This is a genomic window from Streptomyces sp. SID12488 (assembly GCF_010548275.1).
GTDB lineage: Bacteria > Actinomycetota > Actinomycetes > Streptomycetales > Streptomycetaceae > Streptomyces.
This window is the reverse complement of record NZ_JAAGLT010000037.1, coordinates 22771-44963: the sequence shown is the minus strand read 5'-3', so window position 1 is coordinate 44963 and position 22193 is coordinate 22771. Positions and strand designations below refer to the sequence as shown.

At 69.0% G+C, this 22193-nt stretch carries 16 protein-coding genes and 2 pseudogenes; 5 read left to right on the top strand and 13 right to left on the bottom strand.

The window, feature by feature from the left end:
- Positions 1-5 precede the first annotated feature (5 nt).
- The 8 genes from G3I56_RS37240 to G3I56_RS37205 all read right to left on the bottom strand — a co-directional run bounded on the left by G3I56_RS37240 (position 6) and on the right by G3I56_RS37205 (position 7515).
- Positions 6-1007, bottom strand: a complete 1002-nt coding sequence (locus G3I56_RS37240) for an aldo/keto reductase (RefSeq protein ID WP_164416972.1) — start codon at positions 1005-1007, stop codon at positions 6-8.
- Positions 1004-1762, bottom strand: coding sequence for an SDR family oxidoreductase (locus G3I56_RS37235; RefSeq protein ID WP_164417042.1), 759 nt, complete (start codon positions 1760-1762; stop codon positions 1004-1006). The genes G3I56_RS37240 and G3I56_RS37235 overlap by 4 nt, the downstream gene beginning before the upstream one ends.
- Before the next feature lie 38 nt (positions 1763-1800).
- Positions 1801-2655, bottom strand: coding sequence for a fumarylacetoacetate hydrolase family protein (locus G3I56_RS37230; protein ID WP_164416970.1), 855 nt, complete (start codon positions 2653-2655; stop codon positions 1801-1803).
- On the bottom strand, positions 2652-2996 hold the full coding sequence (locus G3I56_RS37225; protein WP_343240173.1) for an L-rhamnose mutarotase: 345 nt from the start codon (positions 2994-2996) through the stop codon (positions 2652-2654). Before G3I56_RS37225 ends, G3I56_RS37230 begins: the two co-directional genes overlap by 4 nt.
- Before the next feature lie 16 nt (positions 2997-3012).
- A complete protein-coding gene (locus G3I56_RS37220; protein ID WP_164416966.1) occupies positions 3013-3897 on the bottom strand; it encodes a carbohydrate ABC transporter permease in 885 nt (294 codons plus the stop codon).
- A 92-nt stretch (positions 3898-3989) separates the two neighbouring features.
- Positions 3990-4910: a sugar ABC transporter permease gene (locus G3I56_RS37215; protein WP_164416964.1), complete on the bottom strand. Its 921-nt coding sequence runs from the start codon at positions 4908-4910 to the stop codon at positions 3990-3992.
- 12 nt (positions 4911-4922) lie between these two features.
- The gene (locus G3I56_RS37210; protein WP_164416962.1) at positions 4923-6287 is read right to left on the bottom strand and encodes an ABC transporter substrate-binding protein; all 1365 of its coding nucleotides are present in this window, start codon (positions 6285-6287) and stop codon (positions 4923-4925) included.
- Between the two features lie 112 nt (positions 6288-6399).
- Entirely contained in the window at positions 6400-7515 is a 1116-nt protein-coding gene (locus tag G3I56_RS37205) for an enolase C-terminal domain-like protein (protein ID WP_164416960.1), read from the bottom strand.
- A gap of 128 nt (positions 7516-7643) precedes the next feature.
- On the opposite strand from G3I56_RS37205, the gene G3I56_RS37200 reads away from it, so the two are divergent.
- From G3I56_RS37200 to G3I56_RS37190, 3 genes are all read left to right on the top strand, one after another.
- Positions 7644-8414 (top strand): FadR/GntR family transcriptional regulator, encoded by a 771-nt coding sequence (locus G3I56_RS37200; RefSeq protein WP_164416958.1) that lies wholly within the window; start codon positions 7644-7646, stop codon positions 8412-8414.
- Between the two features lie 256 nt (positions 8415-8670).
- Positions 8671-11829, top strand: a complete 3159-nt coding sequence (locus tag G3I56_RS45170) for a DUF1349 domain-containing protein (protein ID WP_164416956.1) — start codon at positions 8671-8673, stop codon at positions 11827-11829.
- A gap of 1419 nt (positions 11830-13248) precedes the next feature.
- On the top strand, positions 13249-16119 hold the full coding sequence (locus G3I56_RS37190; protein ID WP_164416954.1) for a LuxR family transcriptional regulator: 2871 nt from the start codon (positions 13249-13251) through the stop codon (positions 16117-16119).
- 22 nt (positions 16120-16141) lie between these two features.
- Here the strand turns inward: G3I56_RS37190 and G3I56_RS37185 are convergent, their stop codons facing one another.
- Entirely contained in the window at positions 16142-17464 is a 1323-nt protein-coding gene (locus G3I56_RS37185; RefSeq protein WP_164416952.1) for a PD40 domain-containing protein, read from the bottom strand.
- Positions 17465-17925: 461 nt separating this feature from the next.
- On the opposite strand from G3I56_RS37185, the pseudogene G3I56_RS37180 reads away from it, so the two are divergent.
- A pseudogene (locus tag G3I56_RS37180) lies at positions 17926-18030 on the top strand (magnesium transporter CorA); the annotation flags it as partial.
- A gap of 68 nt (positions 18031-18098) precedes the next feature.
- On the opposite strand, the gene G3I56_RS37175 reads toward G3I56_RS37180, so the two are convergent.
- Positions 18099-19259, bottom strand: a complete 1161-nt coding sequence (locus G3I56_RS37175; RefSeq protein WP_164417040.1) for an aromatic acid exporter family protein — start codon at positions 19257-19259, stop codon at positions 18099-18101.
- 155 nt (positions 19260-19414) lie between these two features.
- Positions 19415-20176 (bottom strand): ZIP family zinc transporter, encoded by a 762-nt coding sequence (locus tag G3I56_RS37170; protein ID WP_164416950.1) that lies wholly within the window; start codon positions 20174-20176, stop codon positions 19415-19417.
- A 190-nt stretch (positions 20177-20366) separates the two neighbouring features.
- On the opposite strand from G3I56_RS37170, the gene G3I56_RS37165 reads away from it, so the two are divergent.
- Positions 20367-20621 (top strand): helix-turn-helix domain-containing protein, encoded by a 255-nt coding sequence (locus G3I56_RS37165; protein WP_164416948.1) that lies wholly within the window; start codon positions 20367-20369, stop codon positions 20619-20621.
- Positions 20622-20749: 128 nt separating this feature from the next.
- On the opposite strand, the pseudogene G3I56_RS37160 reads toward G3I56_RS37165, so the two are convergent.
- Together G3I56_RS37160 and G3I56_RS37155 are read right to left on the bottom strand one after the other, a co-directional pair.
- A pseudogene (locus G3I56_RS37160) lies at positions 20750-21103 on the bottom strand (tyrosine-type recombinase/integrase); the annotation flags it as partial.
- A gap of 415 nt (positions 21104-21518) precedes the next feature.
- Positions 21519-22061 carry a methanogen output domain 1-containing protein gene (locus G3I56_RS37155; protein ID WP_164416946.1) on the bottom strand — a complete coding sequence of 181 codons (543 nt, stop codon included), beginning with the start codon at positions 22059-22061 and terminating at the stop codon, positions 21519-21521.
- Positions 22062-22193 lie beyond the last annotated feature (132 nt).

The following is a 22193-nucleotide window of genomic DNA, read 5'->3' as shown; positions in this document are numbered from 1 at the left end:
GGCGGTCACTCCGACGACTCCGGTGTGGCGGCTGGGACGGGTACGTGTGGGGGCAGCAGTCCCTCGGCGCGCAGTTCGTCCCAGAGTGCGGCCGGTACCGTTCGCCGCAGTTGGTCCACCGTGTCGCGGACCTCGTCGGCGGAACGCGCGCCGGACAGAACGCTCGCGACCGCCGGATGGCCGAGCGGGAAGTGCAGAGCGGCTGCGCGCAGCGGTATGCCGTGGCGTTCGGTGACCGCCTTCATGCGCAGGGCCCGGTCGAGTACGTGCGGTGGGGCGGGCGCGTAGTCGTACGTGGCCCCGGGCTTGGGGTCGGTGAGCAGACCCGAGTTGAACACTCCGCCGACGATGACACTCCGGCCACGGGCGGCGGCCTCGGGCAGTACCTCCGTGAGGCCCTCCTGCTCCAGCAGGGTGTAGCGGCCGGCGAGCAGCACCACGTCGATGTCGGTCTCGCGCAGGAAGCGGGCGGGGAGCGCGCACTGGTTCACACCGATGCCGATCGCCTTGACGACGCCTTCGGCGCGCAGTCGTTCCAGCGCCGGGTAGGCCTCGGTGAGGGCCTGCTCGGCGTGGTGGTCCGGGTCGTGCAGCAGGGCGATGTCCACCCGGTCCAGGCCGAGGCGGTCCAGGCTCGCCTCCAGGGAGCGCAGGACTCCGTCACAGCTGAAGTCCCAGACTCGGCGGTGGGTGTCGGGCACGGCGAAGCCGTTGGCGAGATCGTCGCCGCGGCCGCCTTCAGGGTTGGGTTCGAGCAGTCGCCCGACTTTGGTGGAGACGGTGTACGTGTCGCGGTCGTGCAGCGCGGCGCCCAGGCGGCGCTCGGACAGGCCGAGTCCGTAGTGCGGGGCGGTGTCGAAGGTGCGTACGCCCGCGTCCCAGGCTGCGTCCACCGCGTCGTACGCGGCCTCGTCGGTGACCGGGCGGAAGAGGTTGCCGATGGCGGCGGCCCCGAACGACAGCTCGGTGACCCTGACGCCGGTGGTGCCCAGCGTGGTCGTTCTCATGAGCCGGCCGCCGGGCGCAGCCGGAGTCCCTGCATGCCACCGTCGACAGCGAGGGCGGTGCCGGTGACGGAGGCCGCAGCGGGGCTCGCCAGGTAGACCACGGCCGCCGCCACCTCGTCCGCGGTGACCAGGCGGCCCAGGGGCTGGCGTGCGTCGAGGGCGGCGCGTTCCGCCTCCGGGTCGTCGGCGGCGTCCAGGAGCCGGGTCACCCAAGGTGTGTCGGCGGTGCCGGGGTTGACGCAGTTGACGCGGATGCCCTCACGGACATGGTCCGCGGCCATCGCCAGGGTCAGTGACAGCACGGCGCCCTTGCTGGCGGAGTACAGGGCGCGCTGGGGGAGTCCCGCGGTGGCCGCGATGGAGCAGGTGTTGACGATCGCCGCGTGTGACGAGCGCCGCAGATAGGGCAGGGCGGCCCGCGTGGTGCGCACCGTCCCGAGGACGTTGACGTCGAGGACGCGGTGCCACTCCGCGTCCGGGTTGTCCTCGACGGTCCCTACGGCGCCGATGCCCGCGTTGTTGACCAGGATGTCCAGGCCACCGAGCTGCCCGGCAGCGGCCTCCACGGCGGCACGTACCGAGGTGTCGTCGCCGAGGTCGGCCTTGAAGGCGATCAGCGGATCGGGGACACCGGAGGGGGCGAGGTCGAGGACGGCCACCGTGGCGCCGTGGTCGGCCAGCATCCGGGCCGTGGCCAGCCCGATGCCGGACGCGCCGCCGGTGACGACGGCCTTGAGCCCCGACAGGCCGCTCAAGCTGTTCAGGTTGCTCGACTTGCTCACGGGGGCGCCTTTCACGCTTGGCCGAAGGTCTGGCGCTGGGCGCCGAGGCCGTCGACGGAGAGCTCGACGGTGTCGCCGGGGCGGAGATAGGGGGTGCCGGGCAGGCCGAGGGCCACGCCCGCGGGAGTGCCGGTGTTGATCACGTCGCCCGGCTCCAGGACCATGTACTGGCTCAGGTACGACACGATGTGGCCGACCGTGAAGATCATGTCGCTGGTGTGGCCGTCCTGCCGCTTCACGCCGTTGACGCTCAGACGCAGTCCGAGATCCTGCGGATCGCCCACCTCGTCGGCGGTCACCAGCCAGGGTCCGAGCGGGTTGAACGTCTCGCAGGACTTGCCCAGGTCCCACTGTGAGGAGTACTCCAGCTGGAACTCGCGCTCGGAGACGTCGTGGCTGATCGCGTACCCCGCGATCACGGCCCGCGCGGCCTCAGGACCGTCGAGGTAGCGGGCCCGCCGTCCGATGACGACCGCCAGCTCGACCTCCCAGTCGGTCTTCATGGAGCCGCGGGGGATCAGCACCTCGTCGTACGGCCCGACCATCGTGCCCGGGTCCTTCATGAACACCACCGGCCGCGGGGGGATCGCCGCGCCTGTCTCGGCGGCGTGGTCGCGGTAGTTCAGCCCGACGCAGACGATCTTGCCGGGGCGGGCGAGAGGGGTACCGATCCGCAGACCGTCCGGGTCCAGCTCGGGCAGACTTCCCGCCGCGATCGCCGCACGGGCCCGCTCGACACCGTCCTCGGAGGCCAGGAAGGCACCGTCGATGTCGGAGGTCACGGAGGACAGGTTGAGCAGCCGGCCGTCCTCCGTGCGGACGGCGGGTCGTTCCTCGCCGGGCGCGCCGACTCGTAGAAGTTTCACTGGGTGTTTCCTTGCGACGGTTGCAGATGCCAGATCTCGGTCAGGTCGGACCAGTTGCCCCCGGTGCCGGCATCGGCCCAGGACTCCTGGCAGGGGTCGGTGAGCTTCCACCAGGCCTGGGTGGTGGGGTCGGCGCCGATCGTGGCCATGTCGGCCTCGAAGTCGTCGCCGTGGTACTCGAAGTAGCCGAACAGCGTGTCCTCGCGCAGGAAGATGCTGTAGTTGCGGATGTTCGCGGCCCGCAGCGCGGCCTCGACGCCCGGCCAGACCGCGGAGTGCAGCCGCAGATATAGCTCACGGTGCTCGGGCCGCAGGCGGATCGTCTGGGCAAGGCGTTTCACCTGGGTCATCCGGGCCTCACTCCTTGGTCGCGCCGGCGAGCATGCCGGCCACAAGAGCGCGCTGGGAGAAGAGGAAGACGATCAGGACCGGGACGATGGTGACGAGGGTCGCCAGGGCCAGTTCGGGCCGCATGATCTGGTTGCCCGCGCCGCTGGAGGTGTTGAACAGCGGCGAGGCGGAGAGCAGGTTGTTCAGTCCCACCTGCGCCGGGTACTGGGAGCTGTCGGGCAGCATCACGAACGGCAGGAAGAAGTTGTTCCAGTTGCCGACGAAGTTGAAGAACCCGACCAGGGCGATCACGGGCTTGGCCAGTGGCATCGCGATGAGCCGGAAGACCTGCCACTCCGAGCAGCCGTCGATCCGTGCGGCGGACAGCAGGTCGGAGGGGACGTTGGAGGAGAAGTAGATGTAGGTGAGGTAGACCCCGAACGGGAAGAAGGAGAAGGGCAGGATCACCGACCAGATCGTGCCGTCCAGGTGCACGGCGTTCATGCCCAGGTACAGGGGCAGCACCATCGCGGCCGTCGGCATGAGCATCACGAGCATGGTGATGGTCAGCAGCATCCGTCGCCCGATGAACCGGGTGAGAGCCAGCCCGTACCCGGCGGGGATCGACGTCACGAGGGTGATGGCCAGTGCGCCGAACGTGTAGAGCACCGAGTTCTTCAGCCAGGTGAGGATCGCGCCGTCCTGGAAGGCGTACAGATGGTGCCAGGCGTCGGCGATCGCGGTGAGGGAGCCGAAGGAGAACGGGTTGTCCCGGACGATCTGGCCGTCGGTCTTGGTCGTGGCCAGCAGCAGCCACACCACCGGCACGCAGAAGAACAGTACGGCCACGCCCATGACGATGAGCCAGGCCAGCCGGGCGGCCAGTGAGCGTGGGCGGCGCGTCCGGCGCATGGGCTTCCTCGGGCTGGTGCGGTCGCCGGCGCTGTGGCGCGGCGGGGTTCGGCGGGCTCTGGTCGTGGGAGCCGGGGTCGTGGGGGCCGTGGTCATTCTTCGTCCCTGTCGAACAGGCCGGTACGGAAGACGACGAGCGCCGCGCAGGCGAGGCCCAGGATGAGGAGGTCGACGGAGAGCGCCGCCGCGCCGTTGAAGTCGCCTGCCTGGAAGGCGTACTGGTAGGAGAGCTGGTTCGGTGACCAGCTGTCGGGGATCATGCCCCAGCTGGCGAGGGAGACCAGTTGTGGCTCGACGAAGAGCTGGGTACCGGCCGCGAAGGCCAGGATCAGCATGTACGCGATCCACTTGGTGATCATCGGGATCTGGATGCGCAGGGCGATCTGGAGCGTGCTGGCGCCGTCGATGCGGGCGGCCTCCAGGATCTCGTCCGGGATGCTGTTGAGCGCGCCGTACATGACCACGATCCAGCCGCCGGCCCCGGTCCAGAAGGCGATGACGGTGAAGAGTACGGGGAGGTGGCCGGGCGCGTTGACTTGGGCGAGGGTTTCCCAGCCGAAGGCCTTGAGCAGCCAGCCGACGGGGCTGGCGGCCGGGTCGAGGAGGATCAGGAAGAGCAGGACGCTCGCCACCCCGGCGAGGGCGCCCGGCAGGTAGAACAGGAACCGCAGGGTGGTGGAGGCCCTGCGCATACGGCCGTGCAGCATCAGGGAGAGCAGCACCACCAGGATCATCAGGCTGGCCAGCCAGATCACCAGGTAAAGGCCGATGTGGAGGAAGGCCGGCCCGAAGCGGTAGTCACTGAACGTCCGGGTGAAGTTGCCGATCCCGACGAGCTGGTTCTGGGAGTTGGACAGTGCCAGCCACACCGCGTAACCGGTGGGCAGGACGCCGAAGGCGAGCAGGAGGAGGACGTAGCCGGAGACGAAGACATATCCGGCGCGTCCGGCCGGGTTGCGGGCCGAGCGGCCGCCGCGGCGGCCGCTCCGCTCCGGTGCGAGGTGGGTGGTCATCGGTCCGCTTCGCTAGTTGACGGTGTATCCGAGGGACTTGGCCTTGTCGGTGATGGCCGTCTGCCAGGTGCCCAGGGTGTCGGTGAGTGTCTTGCCCGAGTTCAGGGCCGGGATCACGGTGGAGGAGTAGATCGCCTCCTGGCTGTACTGGGTGGCGGACCAGCCGGGCCAGATCAGTTCCGCGGCTTCCTCGAAGGCGGGCCCGATGTCGTTGGCGAAGTAGCCGGTGTCCAGCTGGCCGGCGAGCCACTTGGTGGCCGCGGGCTTGTACGCGGGGTAGGTGCCCGCGGTGGCCTGGTAGTCGTTCGAGGTCGTCATCCAGGTGACCAGGTCGGAGGAGGCCTTGAGGTTCTTGCTGTGGGAGGAGACGAACCACAGGCCACCGCCGACGTTGCCGGTGTAGTTCTTGTCGTCGCCCTCGAACTTCAGCGGTGCGGCGGCGGCGATCTGCCCCTTGGGGATCTTGAACGTGGAGTTGAAGAGCACCTGTCCGTACCAGGACGGGCCGGGGAGCATGAGGACCTTGGCCGCCTGGTTCTTGATGAACCCGGCGCTGAAGACGGTGTCCTTGGAGACCGAGCCCTTGGCGATCAGGGTGTCGAGCAGCTTGGCCATCCGGGTGCACTTGGCGTCCTGGAGGTCCACCGTGACCTTCCTGGCACCGGTCGTGGTGCTGGCGGTGCACTGGCTCGCCCAGAAGTACACCTCAGGGGTCCAGGCGTCCCCGGCGGTTCCGACCAGGTATCCGGGGTGCTCCTTGGCGACCTTCTCGCCGAGCGCCTGGTACTCCTCCCAGGTGGTCGGGGCGGTGTAGCCCCACTTGTCCATGAGCTTCTTGTTGTACCAGAGCACGTTCTGGGCAAGGTCGTTGCGCAGGCAGTGGGTGCCGCCGCTGAACGTGCAGGGGTTCAGGGCGCCGGACGCGAAGCCGTTCAGGGTCGACGCCGGGACCAGGCCCTTGTCGAGGGGCGCGGCGTAGGGCGTCTTGCCCTGGGCGGCCCAGCTGCCGTCGTTGACGTTGGCGCTGAAGGCCACGTCGGGCCAGCCGCTGCCGGTCCGGTCGAACAGCTGGACCTTGGTCTGCAGGTCGTTGGCGCCGTTGGCGTCGCCGCTGTACGTGACGATCTTGATCTTCACGTCCGGGTGCGCCTTCTGGTAGGCCTCCACGCCGGGCACGCGGCCGGCGTCGGCCCAGACAGTGATCTCACTGTCCTTCTCCTGGGTCACGGGCTTGAAGGCCGCCGGGGAGGAGGATGCCGCGGGGGTGGGGTCCGCACTGCCGCAGGCGGCGAGGGCGAGCAGGGAGACGGCGCCCAGGGCGGCGACGGCTGTGTGTCTGAGCGGGCGGCGGGAGGAAACCGGAACGTCGTTGTTCATGACTGACCTCGGATCTTGGGAAATGGCGCACAGCGGTGAGTGGCGCCGCGTTCGTGGTGCTCGTGGTGCTCGGGGTGTTCGGGACAGGCGGTCGGGCCTGGGGTTCCGGACATCAGGCCCGGGGTGGGGTGACGGTCTCCTTGTCGACGAATTCCTGAAGGACGGTGGGGTAGTCCAGGCCCGCGGGGAGGGCGACGCCCGGACCGGTCGGTGCGTGGACGAGACCCTGGGCGTCGATGCCACTTTCGCGGCTGATGGGGTTGCCCATGACCAGGGACTCGTAGTAAGTGGTGTTCGAGATGGCCATGCACAGGTGCCGGTTGGGGATCTCCGGTCCGTGCACCTCGGCGCGCAGCCGGTAGGCGTCGGCGAGGTGGGCGGTGCGCATCGCGCCGGTGAAGCCGCCGCGCAGCTGGGTGGAGGCGCGAACTCCGAAGGTGGCGGCGCCGGCCTGGATGAAGTCGGCCGAGTTCATGTGTGCCCCGTCGGAGGTCTCGGCCACGAGGAGGGGAACGGCCACCGCGTCGGCGAGACGCTTGTACGCGGTGATGCTGAACTCCCTCATCGGCTCCTCGTACCAGAGGTAGCCGGCGTCCGAGAGGGCGTGCCCGAGGTGGATGGCGTCGGGGAGGTCGAAGCCCGCCGACCCGTCGAACATCAGCGGGATGTCGTCCCCGACGTGTTCGCGCAGAGCCACCGACAGGCGGGCGTCGCGGCGGGCGTCACCCCAGGCGTGGAGCTTGATGGCGGGGTAGCCGAGCTCCAGGGCCTGGTCGGCGATGTCCAGGTACTCCTCGACCGAGGAGTAGGTGACGGTGGAGGCGTAGGCGGGTATCGAGGTGCGGTATCCGCCTAGCAGCTGCCAGGTGGGCCGGTCGGCGAGCCGTCCGGCCAGGTCCCACAGTGCTGTGTCGACCAGACCGAGCAGGTAGAGCGGTAGCTCTTCCGTGCGGTCCAGCTCCCACATGCGGTGCCAGAGCCATTCCCGCTGGAGGGGATCCTGCCCCACCAGCTCCTTGCGCAGCACGCGGTCGAGCAGGTCCGCCAGGATGACCCCGCTGCCCCGGCGGGGGGCCATCGCGACTCCCTCGACGCCTTCGTCCGTACAGATACGCAGCACCGAGGCCTCGCCCTCGGACGGGCTGCCGAGGAGTCCGTCCCGCCAGACGAAGGGCGGACTGGCTCCCGGCACCCGGACCGGATGGCACTCGACTTCGGTAATGCGCACGGCTTGCACCCCTTGGAGCGGGAAGTACTGCTGCGAAATTTTCGTGTAACATAAGTCGTCATACGAATGCTGTCAAGAAGTCCCGAGCAGTAGACTCGCCGTCATCCGCATCAGCAAGGGGGACACGCATGGCCAAGGACAGCGCCGGCAGAGCAGGTGAGCCGCCCGTTCTCAAGCCCTGGCCCAAGCGTCCGGCCCGGCTGGCGCAGGCCGTCATGGAGAGCCTGACCGACTCGATCGTGTCGGGCGTCATTCCTCCGGGCTCGACCCTGCCGGTGGAACCCGAGCTCTGCGAGACGTTCGGTGTCAGCCGCATCACCATCCGTGAGGCGGTCAAGTCCCTGGAGGCCAAAGGTCTGGTCCTCGCTCGGCAGGGCTACGGCACCAGCGTCACCCCGCCCGAGGAATGGAACCTGCTCGACCCCGTGGTGCTCGCCGCGACCGTCCGGCACGACGACCAGCTCGTCGTTCTCGACCAGTTGGTCGACATCCGGTCGACGCTTGAGGCCCAGATGACGGCCCAGGCGGCGGAGCTGGCCACCGACGACGACCTGCGGGCCATCGGGCTGCTGCTCGCCCGGCTCGACGAGGAGACCGCCGTCCCGGCACGCTTCATCGAGACGGATGTGGCCTTCCATGACCGGATCCTTCAGGCGTCCCACAACAGGCTCGGCCGTTCCATCATCCGGATTCTGCACGCCCAGGCGCGTACGACGTTCCTGTACAACGGCACACCGGACGCGACCGCGTGTGAGCGGGCCAACGAGGAGCACCGCGAAGTCGCCGAGTGTCTGCTGGCCCGGGACCCCGACGGGGCCGCGCGGGCCATGGCGGCACATATCCAGACCGCGTGGAGCCGCCGCCGCCTGCCGAACGTGAGCTCCCCCGCTTCCTCCTGAGCCCTTCGGCTCCTGGGCCGGCCCGCCTCCTGAGAGCACCCGCACCGACCCCGCCCCCGAGCCGATCAGGCCGGGGGCGTTCGCATGCCCGGGGCGACTCCGGCGGACTCCGGTCAAGTCCATGCGCGGGATCTATTGACGAAATTCATATGACGTCTAATGTTACAGCCAAATTTCCCTTCCCCTCCTGTGCCTCTGGGCTCTTCCTGCCCGAGACGGGCACCGCAGGCTCCCTGAACCACCCGGAAGGTGTCACGTGCGAACAACCCGCATTCGTCCCTCGGTTCCCCGCCGGCTCAGATCATGGCTGGCCACAGCAGCCGTACTCGCCGCCTCGACGGCCACGGTCCTTGTCCAGGCCGGGCCCGCCTTCGCGGCCGGCACGACGCTGTATGTCTCGCCGAGCGGCTCCGGCACCACGTGCTCCGCGAGCCAGCCGTGCTCCATCACTCAGGCCAAGACCAACGTGCGGGCGCTGAACAGCTCCATGACGGCCGACATCACCGTCGAGCTCGCCGACGGCACCTACCGGCTGACGGCACCGCTCAGCTTCACCTCCGCCGACTCCGGCACAGGCAGCTTCACAGTGACCTGGAAGGCTGCGCTCGGCGCCCACCCGGTCATCACCGGAGCACAGAAGGCGACCGGCTGGGCGGTGCAGGACTCGGCCAAGAACATCTGGAAGAGCAACGTCGGCACCGGCTTCGACACGCGCCAGTTGTCCGTCGACGGTGTCCTGGCCACCAGGGCCCGCACCGCGCTCACCCGCTCGGACCTGACCGCGACCACCAGCGGTTACACGTTCACCAGCAGCTCGCTGAGCTACCTCAACAGCCTCGCGCAGCCCGGCCGGACCGAGATCCACGGCATCGGATCCTTCACCGACCGCTACGCCCCGGTGACCGGTATCAGCAGCGGCACCATCACGATGGACCAGCCCTCGTGGAACAACAACACGTTCGGCTACGACACCCTGACCAACCCCTACCGGTCCGGCCCCCTCTACATCGAGAACGCCTACGAGTTCCTCGACACGGCCGGTGAGTGGTACCTCGACACCGCTACCGGAACCCTGTACTACAAGCCGCTCTCCGGGCAGGACATGAGGACGGCCGACGTCGAGGTTCCGAAGCTGGAGTCGCTCATCGGCGTGGGAGGGACGTACTCGTCCCCGGCCACCCACATCGCCTTCTCAGGACTGCAGTTCTCGGGCACCAGCTGGCTGGACCCCACCACCGGCGGCTACGCCAGCCAGCAGACCGGCGCCTACATCTCCGGTACCTGGAACCGCCCGTCGGACGCGCTGACCTCCTGCCAGAGCGGCTGCCCGCTCTTCGAGGCGACACGCCCGCACTGGGACCAGATGCCCTCCGCCGTCCAGGTCTCGGCCGCCGACCACATCACGTTCACCGGTAACCGGTTCACCCAGCTCGGACAGAGCGGCCTCGGCATCGGCAACGACGCCAACGCCCACACCACCGGAGTGGGACTCGGCGCCGACACCGTCACCGCGACCGGCAACGTCTTCACCCAGGACGCGGGCGGCGGCATAGTCGTCGGCGGCGTTCAGGCGGACGCGCATCACCCGAGCGACAGCCGGATGACCAACCGGAACATCACGCTGAGCAACAACCTCATCCATGACGTGGCGCTGGAATACCGCGACATGTCGGCCATCCTCGTCACCTACGTGAACGGTGCGACCGTCTCGCACAACGAGGTGTACAACCTGCCCTACTCCGGCCTCACCATCGGCTACGGCTGGGGGACCAACGACATCGGCGGCAGCCAGGACTACGTCAACCGGGGCCTGTACAACTACCAGCCCACCTACACGACCGCGACCACCGCCGCCAACAACCACGTCACCGACAACTACATCCACGACCTCATGCAGCAGATGAACGACGGTGGCTGCATGTACACCCTGTCGGCGTCACCGGGCAGCACCTTCGAACGCAACTACTGCCACAGCAACGCCGGTTACTTCGGCTTCTACCACGACGAGGGCTCCCGGAACTTCACGGACACCAACAACGTCTTCCGCAACACCGGCGAATGGGGCCACGAGAACAGCAGCTCGACCAACAACACCGGCGCCCTGACCCTCACCGACAACTGGACGAACAACAACTCCGCGGACATCACCAACACCAACGGCCGCGGTGACGTCGTCAGCGGCACCGTCGTCGTCAGCAACGGCAACTGGCCGTCGGGCGCCAAGGCGGTCATGGACAGTGCCGGCATCCAGCCGCTGTACCGTCCGCTGACCACCGACCCCGTCAGCTCCCCCTACAGCGCCTACTCCTCCACCCCGGCCAACACCGGCCAGGGCGGCGGCCGATTCACCATCACCGACGCGGGCGCGGACATCTGGGGCACCGGCGGACAGCACGACGACGCCTACGGCACCGTCTACCAGGCCGATTCGGCCGTCAACGGCACCTCGGTGACCGCCCGGGTCGACAACGTGGACAACACCAACGGCTGGGCCAAGGCCGGCGTCGTCCTGCGCAACGACCTCACGGGCAACGGCTCCTCCGCCGGATACGCGGTCGCGACGGCGACCCCGAGCAACGGCGTCAGCTTCCAATGGGACTCCAACGCCGACGGCTACCTCGACCAGCTCACCTCCACGGCTTCCACCGTCAAGGCGCCGGTCTGGGTGCGGCTCACCCGTACCGCCACCACGGTGTCCGCCTACTACTCCACCGACGGCTCCACCTTCACCCAGGTCGGCTCGACGGTCACCCTGCCGTCCATGGCGACCACCCAGGACGCCGGCGTCATCCACACCGCCCACAGCACCACCCCCGGCAGCGCGACCTTCAGCAACCTGCAGATCGTCACCTCTCCCTACAAGGCCTACAGCTCGATTCCGGCGGCCGTCAGCCAAAGCGGCGGAGTGACCTCCCTGACCAGTGCGGGCATCGACGTGTGGCGCTCCGGCGCGCAGTACGACGACGAGTATTCCGCCGCCTACCGGACGGGGGCAGCTGTAACGTCCTCGACCGTCACCGTCCACGTCGACAGCCAGGACACGACCAACGGCTGGGCCAAAGCCGGCCTGATGCTGCGCAACAACATCGCCTCCGCCGGCTCGTCCACCGGGTACCTCGTCCTCGCCGCCACCCCCGCCAGCGGAATCGCCCTGTCGTACGACTCCAACAGCGACGGCTACCTCGACACCAACGTCCTCAAGACCGGAACCGCCGCCGTCGCCCCGGTCTGGCTCCGCCTGGTCAGGAGCGGTACGTCGGTCACCGGCTCCTACTCGGCCGACGGCACCACCTGGACCACCGTCGGCACCGCGACACTGACCGGCGCGAACACCACCCTCGACGCGGGCATGTTCTCCACGGCCCACGCCGGAACCATCGGCACCGCGAACTTCAGCCAGTTCTCCGTCAGCTGACGAAGCGGCTCGGGTCACGATCTCCGAAACCAGCTCCGCGTGCCGTTGCGACCTCCGCACCGGCACGCGGAGCGCCGTCGTGTCCGGGCTGGCCTGCGTGCGGCAACACCCACACCCGTGGGCGGAATCGTTGCCACACCTGGTGCGGCTGCTCGGCAGCCCGAAGGGGGTAGTCGCCGAATCCGTCGAGCCTCCGCTGCTGCAACTGCACCGCACGGTACCGCTCGATGACCTGGCCACGCCCACCGAGGAAGCCGTGGGCTTCTACGGACGAACTGGCACGCTTCGCCGGACTCCGCGCTATCCACGGCCCCGCCATCCCGGACGGCGCTGCCACCGCCGGCCCACAACCCGTCCGCCTCATCGTTTTCCACACACAGGAATCCCGAGCCGGCGCCTTCCTGCGTCTTGGGGCCCGGGTCCCGCAGAATGGACAGGACGCGAGCCTCCGCGCCCCCGTGCCAGGGTGCGACATGCGGCATCCAGCCACGCTCGTCCTGATCGCGCAAGATGTCGACCATCTCGTTGATCGGACGGACATGGGGAGCGTAACGCCGCTGCTTCTGCTCTACGCGGAACGTTTCTTCACGCATCTGTCTTGCCATGCTGCCTCCAACCACGACCGGCGCCATCGCCTGGGACCCTAACGGGCACGTCTGACACTGCTCGATCGGAACGGCCCCACACAGACAGACGACGAGTGGCGAAGGACGCGATGGCGGTTCTCCGGGAGAAGATCTTCAGGAAGCCGTGGTGCTGCACGTCAGTAGTACCCGTGAACACCCCACCCAGCTGTCCGCACGAGTGCCGCTATGTCGGCCAGCCCGAAATCCGGCCGAGCGTCCTGTACGGACTGGCTCCGCAGATAAGCCCGGGCCGCTAACCTGTGGGCAGCGGCCTGGACAGGGGCGCGCGTAGACGGCCGGAGGCCCTACCCCCAGCGGGGTAGGGCCTCTTCGCGTCGCAAGGGTGATGCGTCGGAGCGGCAATCGCGCGACGGCGTGGCCTGCAGCATCCTCTGCTTCCGCGTCAGGATGCCGCCGGTGGCCTGCCGTTGGGAACGTGGTGGGAACGGAAGGACCGGTAAACCCCGTGAATGATCCGCGATCCTCAGCCAACATCACCCGGCTTGACCTGCTAGAACGGTGAAATGAGGGATGGTCAGGGCAGCCCAGGGGTACGGTCTGGCGAGCTCGTAATGCGTAGCTCTCGGGTTCGAATCCCGAAGGCGGCTCCGAGAAACCCCAGGACTCACTCGCCGTGACCTGGGGTTTCTTTGTTTTCTTGACCTTGGAATGTGTGTGCTGAGGGCTTCTTGAGGCTTTGCGTGGACCGAGGTGATCGGCTCGGCCGCCTTCCGAAGGCGCGTGAGCGTCGATACGATCGACTGGTCGCGGACGGAAAGAGTCGACGCCAGCAATGACTGACGAAGCGAGAGGGAAGCCCGTCGGCGGACTACCCGGCCGGGCGCGAGAAGTCGCGATCCTGCGCGCGGTGCTGGCGGGCGAGAGTGACACCTGGTGCGTCGCGGTCACCGGCGAACCGGGGATCGGCAAGAGCCGGCTGCTGACGGAGCTCGGGAAGCTCGCGGACACAGCAGGATGGACGGTCCGCAGCGGGCGCGCGGCGGAGTTCGAGTCCCGCATCCCGTTCGGTGTGTTCGTCAACGCGCTCGACGACCAGCTCGCCGAGCTGGGCACGGAGCGTCTGGCCGCCCTCGGGCAACAGCAGCTCGCACTTCTCGCGACCATGTTTCCGGCGCTTCCCGCCTCCGGCCCCACCGACCTGGTCGACGCGGAGCGGTACCGGCTGCACCGGGCGGTGCGGGCGTTGCTGGAGCTGCTCGCCGAGCCGTCCGGGCTGGTGCTCGTCTTCGACGATCTGCACTGGGCGGACGAGGGTTCGGTCGAGTTGCTCGACCACCTTCTGCGCCACCCGCCCCAGGCGCGGCTGGTCCTGGCACTGGCGGGCAGGCCCCGGCAGACGTCGCTGCGGCTGTGGCACGCGCTGTCCCGCGCCGCGACCGACGGGGTGGCCGAGCTGCTGGAACTCGCGCCGCTGAGCCAGGCCGATGCCGGCTGCCTCATGCCGGAAAGGCTGGGCCGTTCCCGGCGGGAAGAGCTTTACCAGGCCAGTGGCGGAAACCCGTTCTACCTGGAAGCCCTGGTGCGGGCCGGTGAGCGGGGGATACCCGTCGGTGACGCGGCGCTCCACCCCGACGGGGCGATCCCGGTGGCGGTCCGCGCGGTGCTCGCCGCCGAGCTGGCCGCGTTGACCCCGCAGGAGCGAGTCGTCGCGCACGCCGCCGCGGTCGTGGGCGACGACTTCGAGGCCGATTCGCTCGCTGAAACGGCCGCAATGGACCCAGGTTCCGTGCTCGCCGTGCTCGACCGGCTCGCCGAGCGTGACCTGGTGCGGCTCGACGGCGCGACCGGCCGGTTCCGGTACCGGCATCCGCTGGTGCGCAGCATCGCCTACCAGGACGCCGGTCCCGGCTGGCGGCTTCAGGCACACGGCCGGGCCGCGTCGGCACTCCGGAGCCGGGGCGCGCCGCCGGCCGAGTTCGCCCGGCACGTGGAGCGATCCGCCGTCCGCGGTGACCTCGACGCGGTCGCGGCGCTCACCGAGGCGGCCGAGGCGACGATGCACACCACGCCGATGACCGCCGGGCACTTCCTGCGGGCGGCCATCCGGCTGCTTCCCGACTCGGAGACGGCCACGCCACAGCGCCTGATCCTGCTCGGCCGGCTGGCACAGGCACTCGGCGCGACGGGCGACCTGCGGCAGGCCAGGGAGACCATGTACGAGGTGCTACGGCTCCTGCCCGCCGAACTCACCCAGATCCGGGCACAGACAGCGCGGGCCTGTGCGACGGTGGAGCAGATGCTCGGGCACTACACCGAGGCCAGGGCGATGCTGCACAGCGAGTGGAAACGCGTCGAAGGCGTGGACGCCCGCTCGGCGGCCGTCCTGCTCGTCGCGCTCGTCGCCGGTGAGAGTGTCGAGCGCGAGCACGGACAGGACCGGGTGGCCGAGGCGATCGCCGCCGCGCGGGAAGTCGGGGATCCGATGCTGCTGGCGACGGCGTTGTCGGCCGCGACGCTCATCGACCGGCAGGCGGACCGGCTGGACGAGGCGGCCGCACTGCTGGACGCGCTGCCCGACAGCGACCTGGTCTGTGACATCGACGCGGCGTTCTGGCTCGGCTGGTCGGAGATCTCCGCCGACCGGCTCACGGCGGCGAGCCGGCACGTGAGCCGTGGCCTGCGACTGGCCCGCGAGAGCAGACAGTCCCACAAGATCGCACTGCTGACCGCGATCCGCGGCATGGTGCATGCCTACCTCGGTGAGCTGGCGGCGGCGACGACCTGCTTCGACGACAGCCTGGAGTCGGCGGAACTCACCGGAAGCGAGGAACAGCGCGTCATGGCGTTGATCTTCGGGTGCTGGATCACCACCTGGCGCGGCGACCTTGCCGAGGCGATCCGCCTGGGCAAGGAGGCTATCGTCGCCGACGACCAAGCGACGGCCATGAGTTCCTGGCGCAGTGGCCAGGCCGAGGCGATGCTGGCGCAGGCGATGCTGCACTCGGGTGATCCGCACGCCTGCATAGACCTGCTGCTCACCCATGGCGGTGGGGCCGAGCTGCCCGCAGTGGGTGTCCGTACCAGGCCATTGGTGTACCTGATGCTCACGGAGGCGGAGGTCGCGGCCGGTCGGATCGCCGCGGCCACGGCATGGGCGGACCGGGCGGAGGTCGCGGCCGGCCGGCTCGATCTTCCGCTGCGTACCGCCATGGCACAGCAGGCCCGCGCGATCGCCACGCTGCCGACGGATCCGGCGGCGGCCGCACCGCTCGCTGTCGCCGCCGCGGGCACGTTCGGTCGGATCGGGGTGGCCGTGGAGGCCGGGCGGGCGCACTTGCTCGCCGCGACGGCGTTCGGCGGCAGCGGGGCGATCGACCAGGCCCGTGCACACCTCATGTCCGCCCGCGCGTTGTTCACCCGGTGTGACGCGCGACTGTTCCTGCCGCAGGTCGCGCGCGAGGAGCGGCGCCTGAATGCGCGCGGCCCCCGGCCCGAGAGCGGCGTCGAGCGATTCGATCTGACCGCCCGTGAGGTCGAGATGGCCAACCTGGCCTCGGACGGCCTGACCAACCGGGACATCGGCCTCCGGCTGAACCTGAGTCCCAAGACCGTCGAAGTCCATCTGGGCCGGGTCTACACAAAGGTCGGCGTCTCCGGTCGTACCGCTCTGGCCGGCGTGTGGGCCGCCGCGGCGCGTGATTGAGGCCTCCACGGCGGCCGACGACTCAGTTGCCGAGGTCGCGTACGTACAGGTTGAACCTCCGGCTGGTGCCGTCACCGCCCAGGTTCGTTGCGCTGGTCGTGAAAGCCACGTGGTGGCCGTCGGCCGAGATCGAGGGGCTGGAGCTGTAGCCATCGCTCTGCGAGCCGTCATCGGCGACGCTGACCCTGGTCGTGGTGGCGGTCACCCGGTCCCGCACGAACACGTCCCAGCTAGAGTTGGTGTCGCCGGTCACCAGCTTGTCCTCGCCGGACACGAAGGCGATGTAGCGGCCGTCGGCGGAGAGCGTCGTCCGCTCCTGGCTGGGGGTCCTGCTGTCGCCCAGGCCATCGGGGCCAAGGTTCACCTGCGTCGTCGTCCGGGTGACCCGGTCGTACAGGAAGATGTCGGTGTCGATCGGACCGCCGGTGTCGCCGGCCACCAGGTTCGACGCGGTGGATTCGAACGCGACGTACTGGCCGTCGGCCGAGATGCTCGCCGTGCGACTGGCGGAGTTGCCTTCGTCGCCGCCGGGACCGACGCTGATCCGGTCGGTGCGCCCGGTCAGTCGATCGTGCACGAACACGTCGTCCGAGCGGTTGTTGTCGGGGAACAAGGACAGTGTCTTCGCCCCGGAGGAGAAGGCGACCTGACGCCCGTCCGCCGAGATCGACGGCAGTTGGCTGATGCCGTCGCCCTGGCGACCGTTGGAGTCGACGCTGACCCTGCTGGTCTCACCGGTCTGCCGGTCCCGTACGAAGACGTCGTGGATGTTGTTGGTGTCGCCGAACACCAGGTTCGACGCGAAAGAGTCGAACGCGACGAATCGGCCGTCGGCGGAGACCGACGGATGGAAACTCTCACTGTCGCTCTGCTCGCCGCTTCTGCCGACGCTGACCCTGGTCGTCTCACCGGTCTGCAGGTCGTGCACGAATACGTCGCGGTAGCGGTTGGTGTCACCGGCCACCAGGTTCGACGCGGTGGATTCGAACGCGACGTAGCGGCCGTCGGCGGAGATCGACGGATTCCGGCTCACGTTGTTGACCTGGTTGCCCGCGGAGTCGACGCTGACCCTGGTGATGACGCCGGTCTGCCGGTCGCGCACGAAGATGTCGTCCGCTCCGTTGGTGTCGCCTGCCACCAGATCCCTTGCCAGCGAAGCGAAAGCCACGTAGCGGCCGTCGGCGGAGATCGACGGCCCGCTGGCGGAGTTGCTGATCGGTGCCGTGCCTGCCGGCCCCGGTTCGGCATTCGTGGCATGCGCGACGCCGCCTGACAACGGCGCCGCGACGATGACTGACGCGAGCACTGCGCGCCCTGCGTTGCGGATTATGGAGAGACGTCTCATGGGTGTCCTTCTGTTCTGTTCGCCGCCACGGCAGCCGGTTGCCCGGATCAGCGTTCCGTGTCGGACCGGCCGAAGCATGAGGGAACCCCCTACACCTTCGGCTTCGCGCTCTGCGCGCCGCGCGTGTGGACCTTGCACGGCGCATTTCAGCGTGACGCGCGACAGACGGCTGTCCGGGACGCATGTGGGACGGGCCATGCCGGACCACACCGAGGCGATCGAACACATTCGTGAGGCACACCGGCAGGCCGAACCTCGCCGGTGCCGACCTGCTGGCGCAGTCCCCCTGGGCTCAGGGCATCCCCCCGGCATGGTGCGCACCGTCGGCGGCCTTCGCCGCTGCGGCCATCACCGCCGCAGTGTTGCTGGCCCGATGGTGGATGACATCCCGCCACAGTGCTGACCGTGCTCACCGGCACGACACTGACCCCGCCGGAGACGATCGAAGCGGCGAAATCCAAATGCCGGAACTGAGCTGGACGTACGGATACCCGCTCGCCATCGCCGTGATGGTCGGCACCGCCGCCCTGCTACACCGGAGTTTCCGCCGCCACGGCTGGCTGTGAACGGGCGCCTCCTTCGGCCGACAGCGGTGGGGCGACACCACTGCCGTTGCCGCCTTCACAAGGAAATGTCAGTCCCGGACGAGCTGGCCGGCCAGACGGCGGGCCTGGGCCAGCAGCGCGCCGTGCGTCGCCAGCGCATCGGAATCGCCTGCCACAGCGCCGGGCAGCCGCCGGTGGAGCTCGTCAAGGCTGCGATGCAGTTCCTCGACCGCCTCGCGCAGGGCCCCGTCGGCGGGCTGCTCAGTGTCGGTTCCTGCCAAGCGGGTCTGGCCGTAGAGATTGATCGCGCGGGCGGTGTGGCGCAGGAAGTCGGCGTAGGGTCCGGCGATCCGCGGGCCGGGGCGGGCGGCCTTTCCGTCGTCGCTCACGATCTCCAGCACGGTGCGGGTCACACCTGCGGTGTGCACGGCGACATGGTCCAGTACGGCCAGTGCATCGTCGTACGCCTTGCCCGGCGGGCAGACGGCCTCCGTAGTACCGCGTCGGCGGTGATTGCCCCGCAGGCTTTCGCGGCTCCAGCCGATCGCGGAACGGGCCTGATCGACCAGATGTCCCAGGCGCAGCGCGCGCTCGTGCCACTCCCCAGCCGCGTGAGTGTCCCACTCACCGTCGTCCAGCCCGTCGGCCACCGCCTCCAGGATCTCCTGCGCCTCGCGGGCGGCGTCCGTCAGAGCGGCACGGGTGTCACGCAGGTACACCGGGGGCCGGATCAACGCGTTGACCGTGATGCCGACCACCGCCCCGAACACCGCCTCCGCGACGCGCGCGCCCGACGTCGCCAGGGAGACCTCCCCGTTGGTCAGGACGAACAGCGCGCCGGTGGCGGCGTAGATGCCCTGACTGCCCAGCCGCCGCCACTGCGCCAATAACAGCACCGCCGGAAGCACCACCACCATCGCAACCATCGTGCTGGGCAGCACCAACGCGACACACGTCGCCACCACCGTGCCCACCGCGATCGCCGCCACCTGCTGCAGACCGTGCGCGAGCGACCGGTACACCGTCGACTCCACCAGCACCACCGCCACCCATGGCGCGACGAACGCCATCGGCGCCTGCAACCACCACCCCGCCACCGCCCACGCCACACAGGCCGCCAGCGCCGCCTTGCCGACCTGCACCATCAGATCGCGTTCACGGCCCGGCTCCCTCCACGCCCGCCGCACAGCCCGCACGGCAGCCCCGCCATGACGTCGAAATGCCCCTGTCGCCCACCCCATCCACTCCATGGACAGCAACTGCCACACCAGCGACGACAGATGCACCCCTGTGAGCACCCTCACGAGCCTCGCGCACGCCCAGCGGCCAGAGCCTCGGGCGGGATTCGGGGACCGTCTGCCACACACGGCACCACGCACGGTCTACCGGATTTCGGCCCCAGCGGTCAGGTGTGGGAGAGGGCGAAGGAGACGAGGAAGCCGCTGACGGTGATCAGTCCGATGGCCAGGTGGGCGTCGTTGAACGCCTCGGGGATCATGGTGTCGGCGATCATGGCGAGGATCGCCCCGGCCGCCACTGCCGTCACCGCGGCGATCACGGCGGGGGAGAAAGAGCCGACCACCGTGTAACCGAGGACGGCCGACACCGTGCTCGCGGCGGCGATCGCGGCCCAGACACCGAAGACGTAGCCCCGGCTGCGGCCGGCCTTCCTCATCCCCGCCGAACTGGACAACCCCTCGGGAACGTTGCTGATGAACACCGCCGCCACCGTCACCAGACTGACCGCCCCGCCGTCCAGCAGGCTGACGCCGATGACCGCGGACTCCGGCACACCGTCGAGCAGCGCGCCGAGCGCGAGCGCGCTCCCGGATCCGCCCTGCTCGGACTCCGAGGGCTGCGCCTGAGCCCATTCGTGACCGGAGCGTTTGCGGTGGCGCGCTCCCCGACGGGCCAGCCACACGTTGCCCCCGGTGTAGGCGAAGGCGCCGATGAGGGTGCCGACGACCGTGGGAGCAAGCCCCGCCTGGTCGTACGCCTCCCCCACCAGCTCGAAGGACACCGCCGAGATCAGCACCCCGGCCCCGAAGGCCATCACGCTCGCGATCACCTTCTGCGGCACCCGTAGCCCGTACCCCAGCCCGGCACCGAGCAGCAGCGCTGAGCCCGCCACCAACCCCCACAGTCCAGCCTGCACCACTTCAGCCATGCCGATCCATGTACCCGCTGCAGATGTGGATCAACAGTCGACAGGCACGCCGTGCGGACAGCAATGGGCCATACACCCACGCAGAAAGGGAAGACGACACAGGCCGGCACCTGACGCTGGTCCGGCAGGCCCACGTGGCAGGCACTCACCGGCACCGATCTGACCCACCCGCGGGCAAGGAGAGTCACTCATGCACGATCTGGCCCACCTGCTGCAAGACGCGATGAACCGAAAGCACGTGAGTACCGAAGCCGTGGCCCACGCCACAGGCATTCGCACTCCTCGCATCAGGGCCTTCCTCCAAGACGGGGCCACTGGGCCCGTTCACCCCACACGGGAAGAACTCGCGGAACTCGCCGAGCTTCTGGCTCTGCCGCAGACGGAACTGCTCGAAGGAGCCCGGCGGCATTCGAGCCGCGCCGCGCATGACGCTGTGCCGAGCTGAGACCCACCCCGTATGACAACGTCGGCCTTCAAGACCACAACTGGGCCTTGAAGCCGACGTCACGTCAGGCCCCGGAATAACCAATAGCGTCAGATTGCCGCTGACCGTGGCTCCTCGCCATCGCTTACTCAGGCAGAGCGTTCCTCGGTCGACTCCTTGGCCTTTCGGGGAGGGGACATCCTCGGGCGGTCAGAGGCAGCCTCGGCGTCTTTGACCACCGTGAGGGGCTTCCGTGCCCGAGGCACGAGCTGTACGACCTTTTCTGCGGCGTCTCGGGCGAGGTCGTCCAGGACGGCCTGGTAGATATCGCGGGTTACCCGGGTGTCCGAGTGGCCGAGGGTCTCGGAGACGATCTTGATGTCGACCCCGGCAGCGAGCATGAGCGTGGCGGCGACGTGGCGAAGGTCGTGCAGCCGGATGGGCGGTAGCCCGGCGGCCTCCACCAGACGCTCGAAGAGGTCGGACACCTTGCCCGGGTGAAGGCTGGGCTTCCGCGGTGCGCCGGATGGCGATTTCCCGGTTCAGTGCAGTGACCTGCCGGCTGAGGACAGCGAACCGGTCGGCGTGGTCGAGACGGCGCAGGCTGAGCTGCACCACCGGCTTCGGCCCTTGCCACCAGGTGGCGCGCACGCCGTGGCAGCGGAAACGCGCCGGGTTGCCGTCGGTGTCCTTGAGGACAAGTGCGCCCGGCAGCGGGTTGCCGCTGCGCAGCCAGTTGTTCAGATGCCTCCGCAAGGCACTGGCGTCGTCCCGGTGAGGGCATACAGGCTCGCGCCGCGCACAGCTGAGGGATCGAGGCGCGGGCGGCCGGATTGGCTGCCAGGATCGTGCTGTCTCCCGCGCACAGGATGACGGGGTCGGGCAGGGTTTTGACGACGGCCTCGAACAGGCTAAGGCTCACGCAGGTACCGTACCGGTGCCCGGGACGCCGACGGGCAGCTCGGCATCGCCGAAGTACTCGCGCCCGCTCTGCGGGCCGGCGCCGGGGACCAGGTGCACGACCACGCGGCAGCCGGCGTCACCGCGGGCGATGGTCTCCTGCAGCTCGACGTCGGCGTAACCGAGATTACGAGCGGCGATCGTCCCGAAGACGTTCGAGGTCATCGTGCACATCGACTCACGACCCAACACCTTCTCCGCGAACGGACAGGCCCGGTTGCCCAGCACGATCTTCGTGTCGTCCTGCTCGATGACGTAGAAATCGCCCTTGATCCGCCGCTTGAGATCCACCAGGGCCTCCGAGACCTGCTCCGAGGAGAGCCGGTCCACGCCGAGCGCCTTGAGGTACATCTCATCGATCTCGGTCCCCACCGCCTGCCCCACCAGACTGATGTAGCCGGATGCCTCCTCCAGACCGATCACCGACTTCAACGATGTCGCCAGCTCCCGCACCAACGTCCGCAGAAACACATCGCGGTCCAGGCTGATCTCCACATCCACCGGGGGCCCATGACGCCGTCCCTCCTCATCGGTCTCGTGAACCGCGCGAGCGCCCGGCACATCACCCAGCCCAGGCCGTGCGAAGCACAGCGTTGTGAACTTTTCCACCGTCCCACGACCAGGTCCAGACGC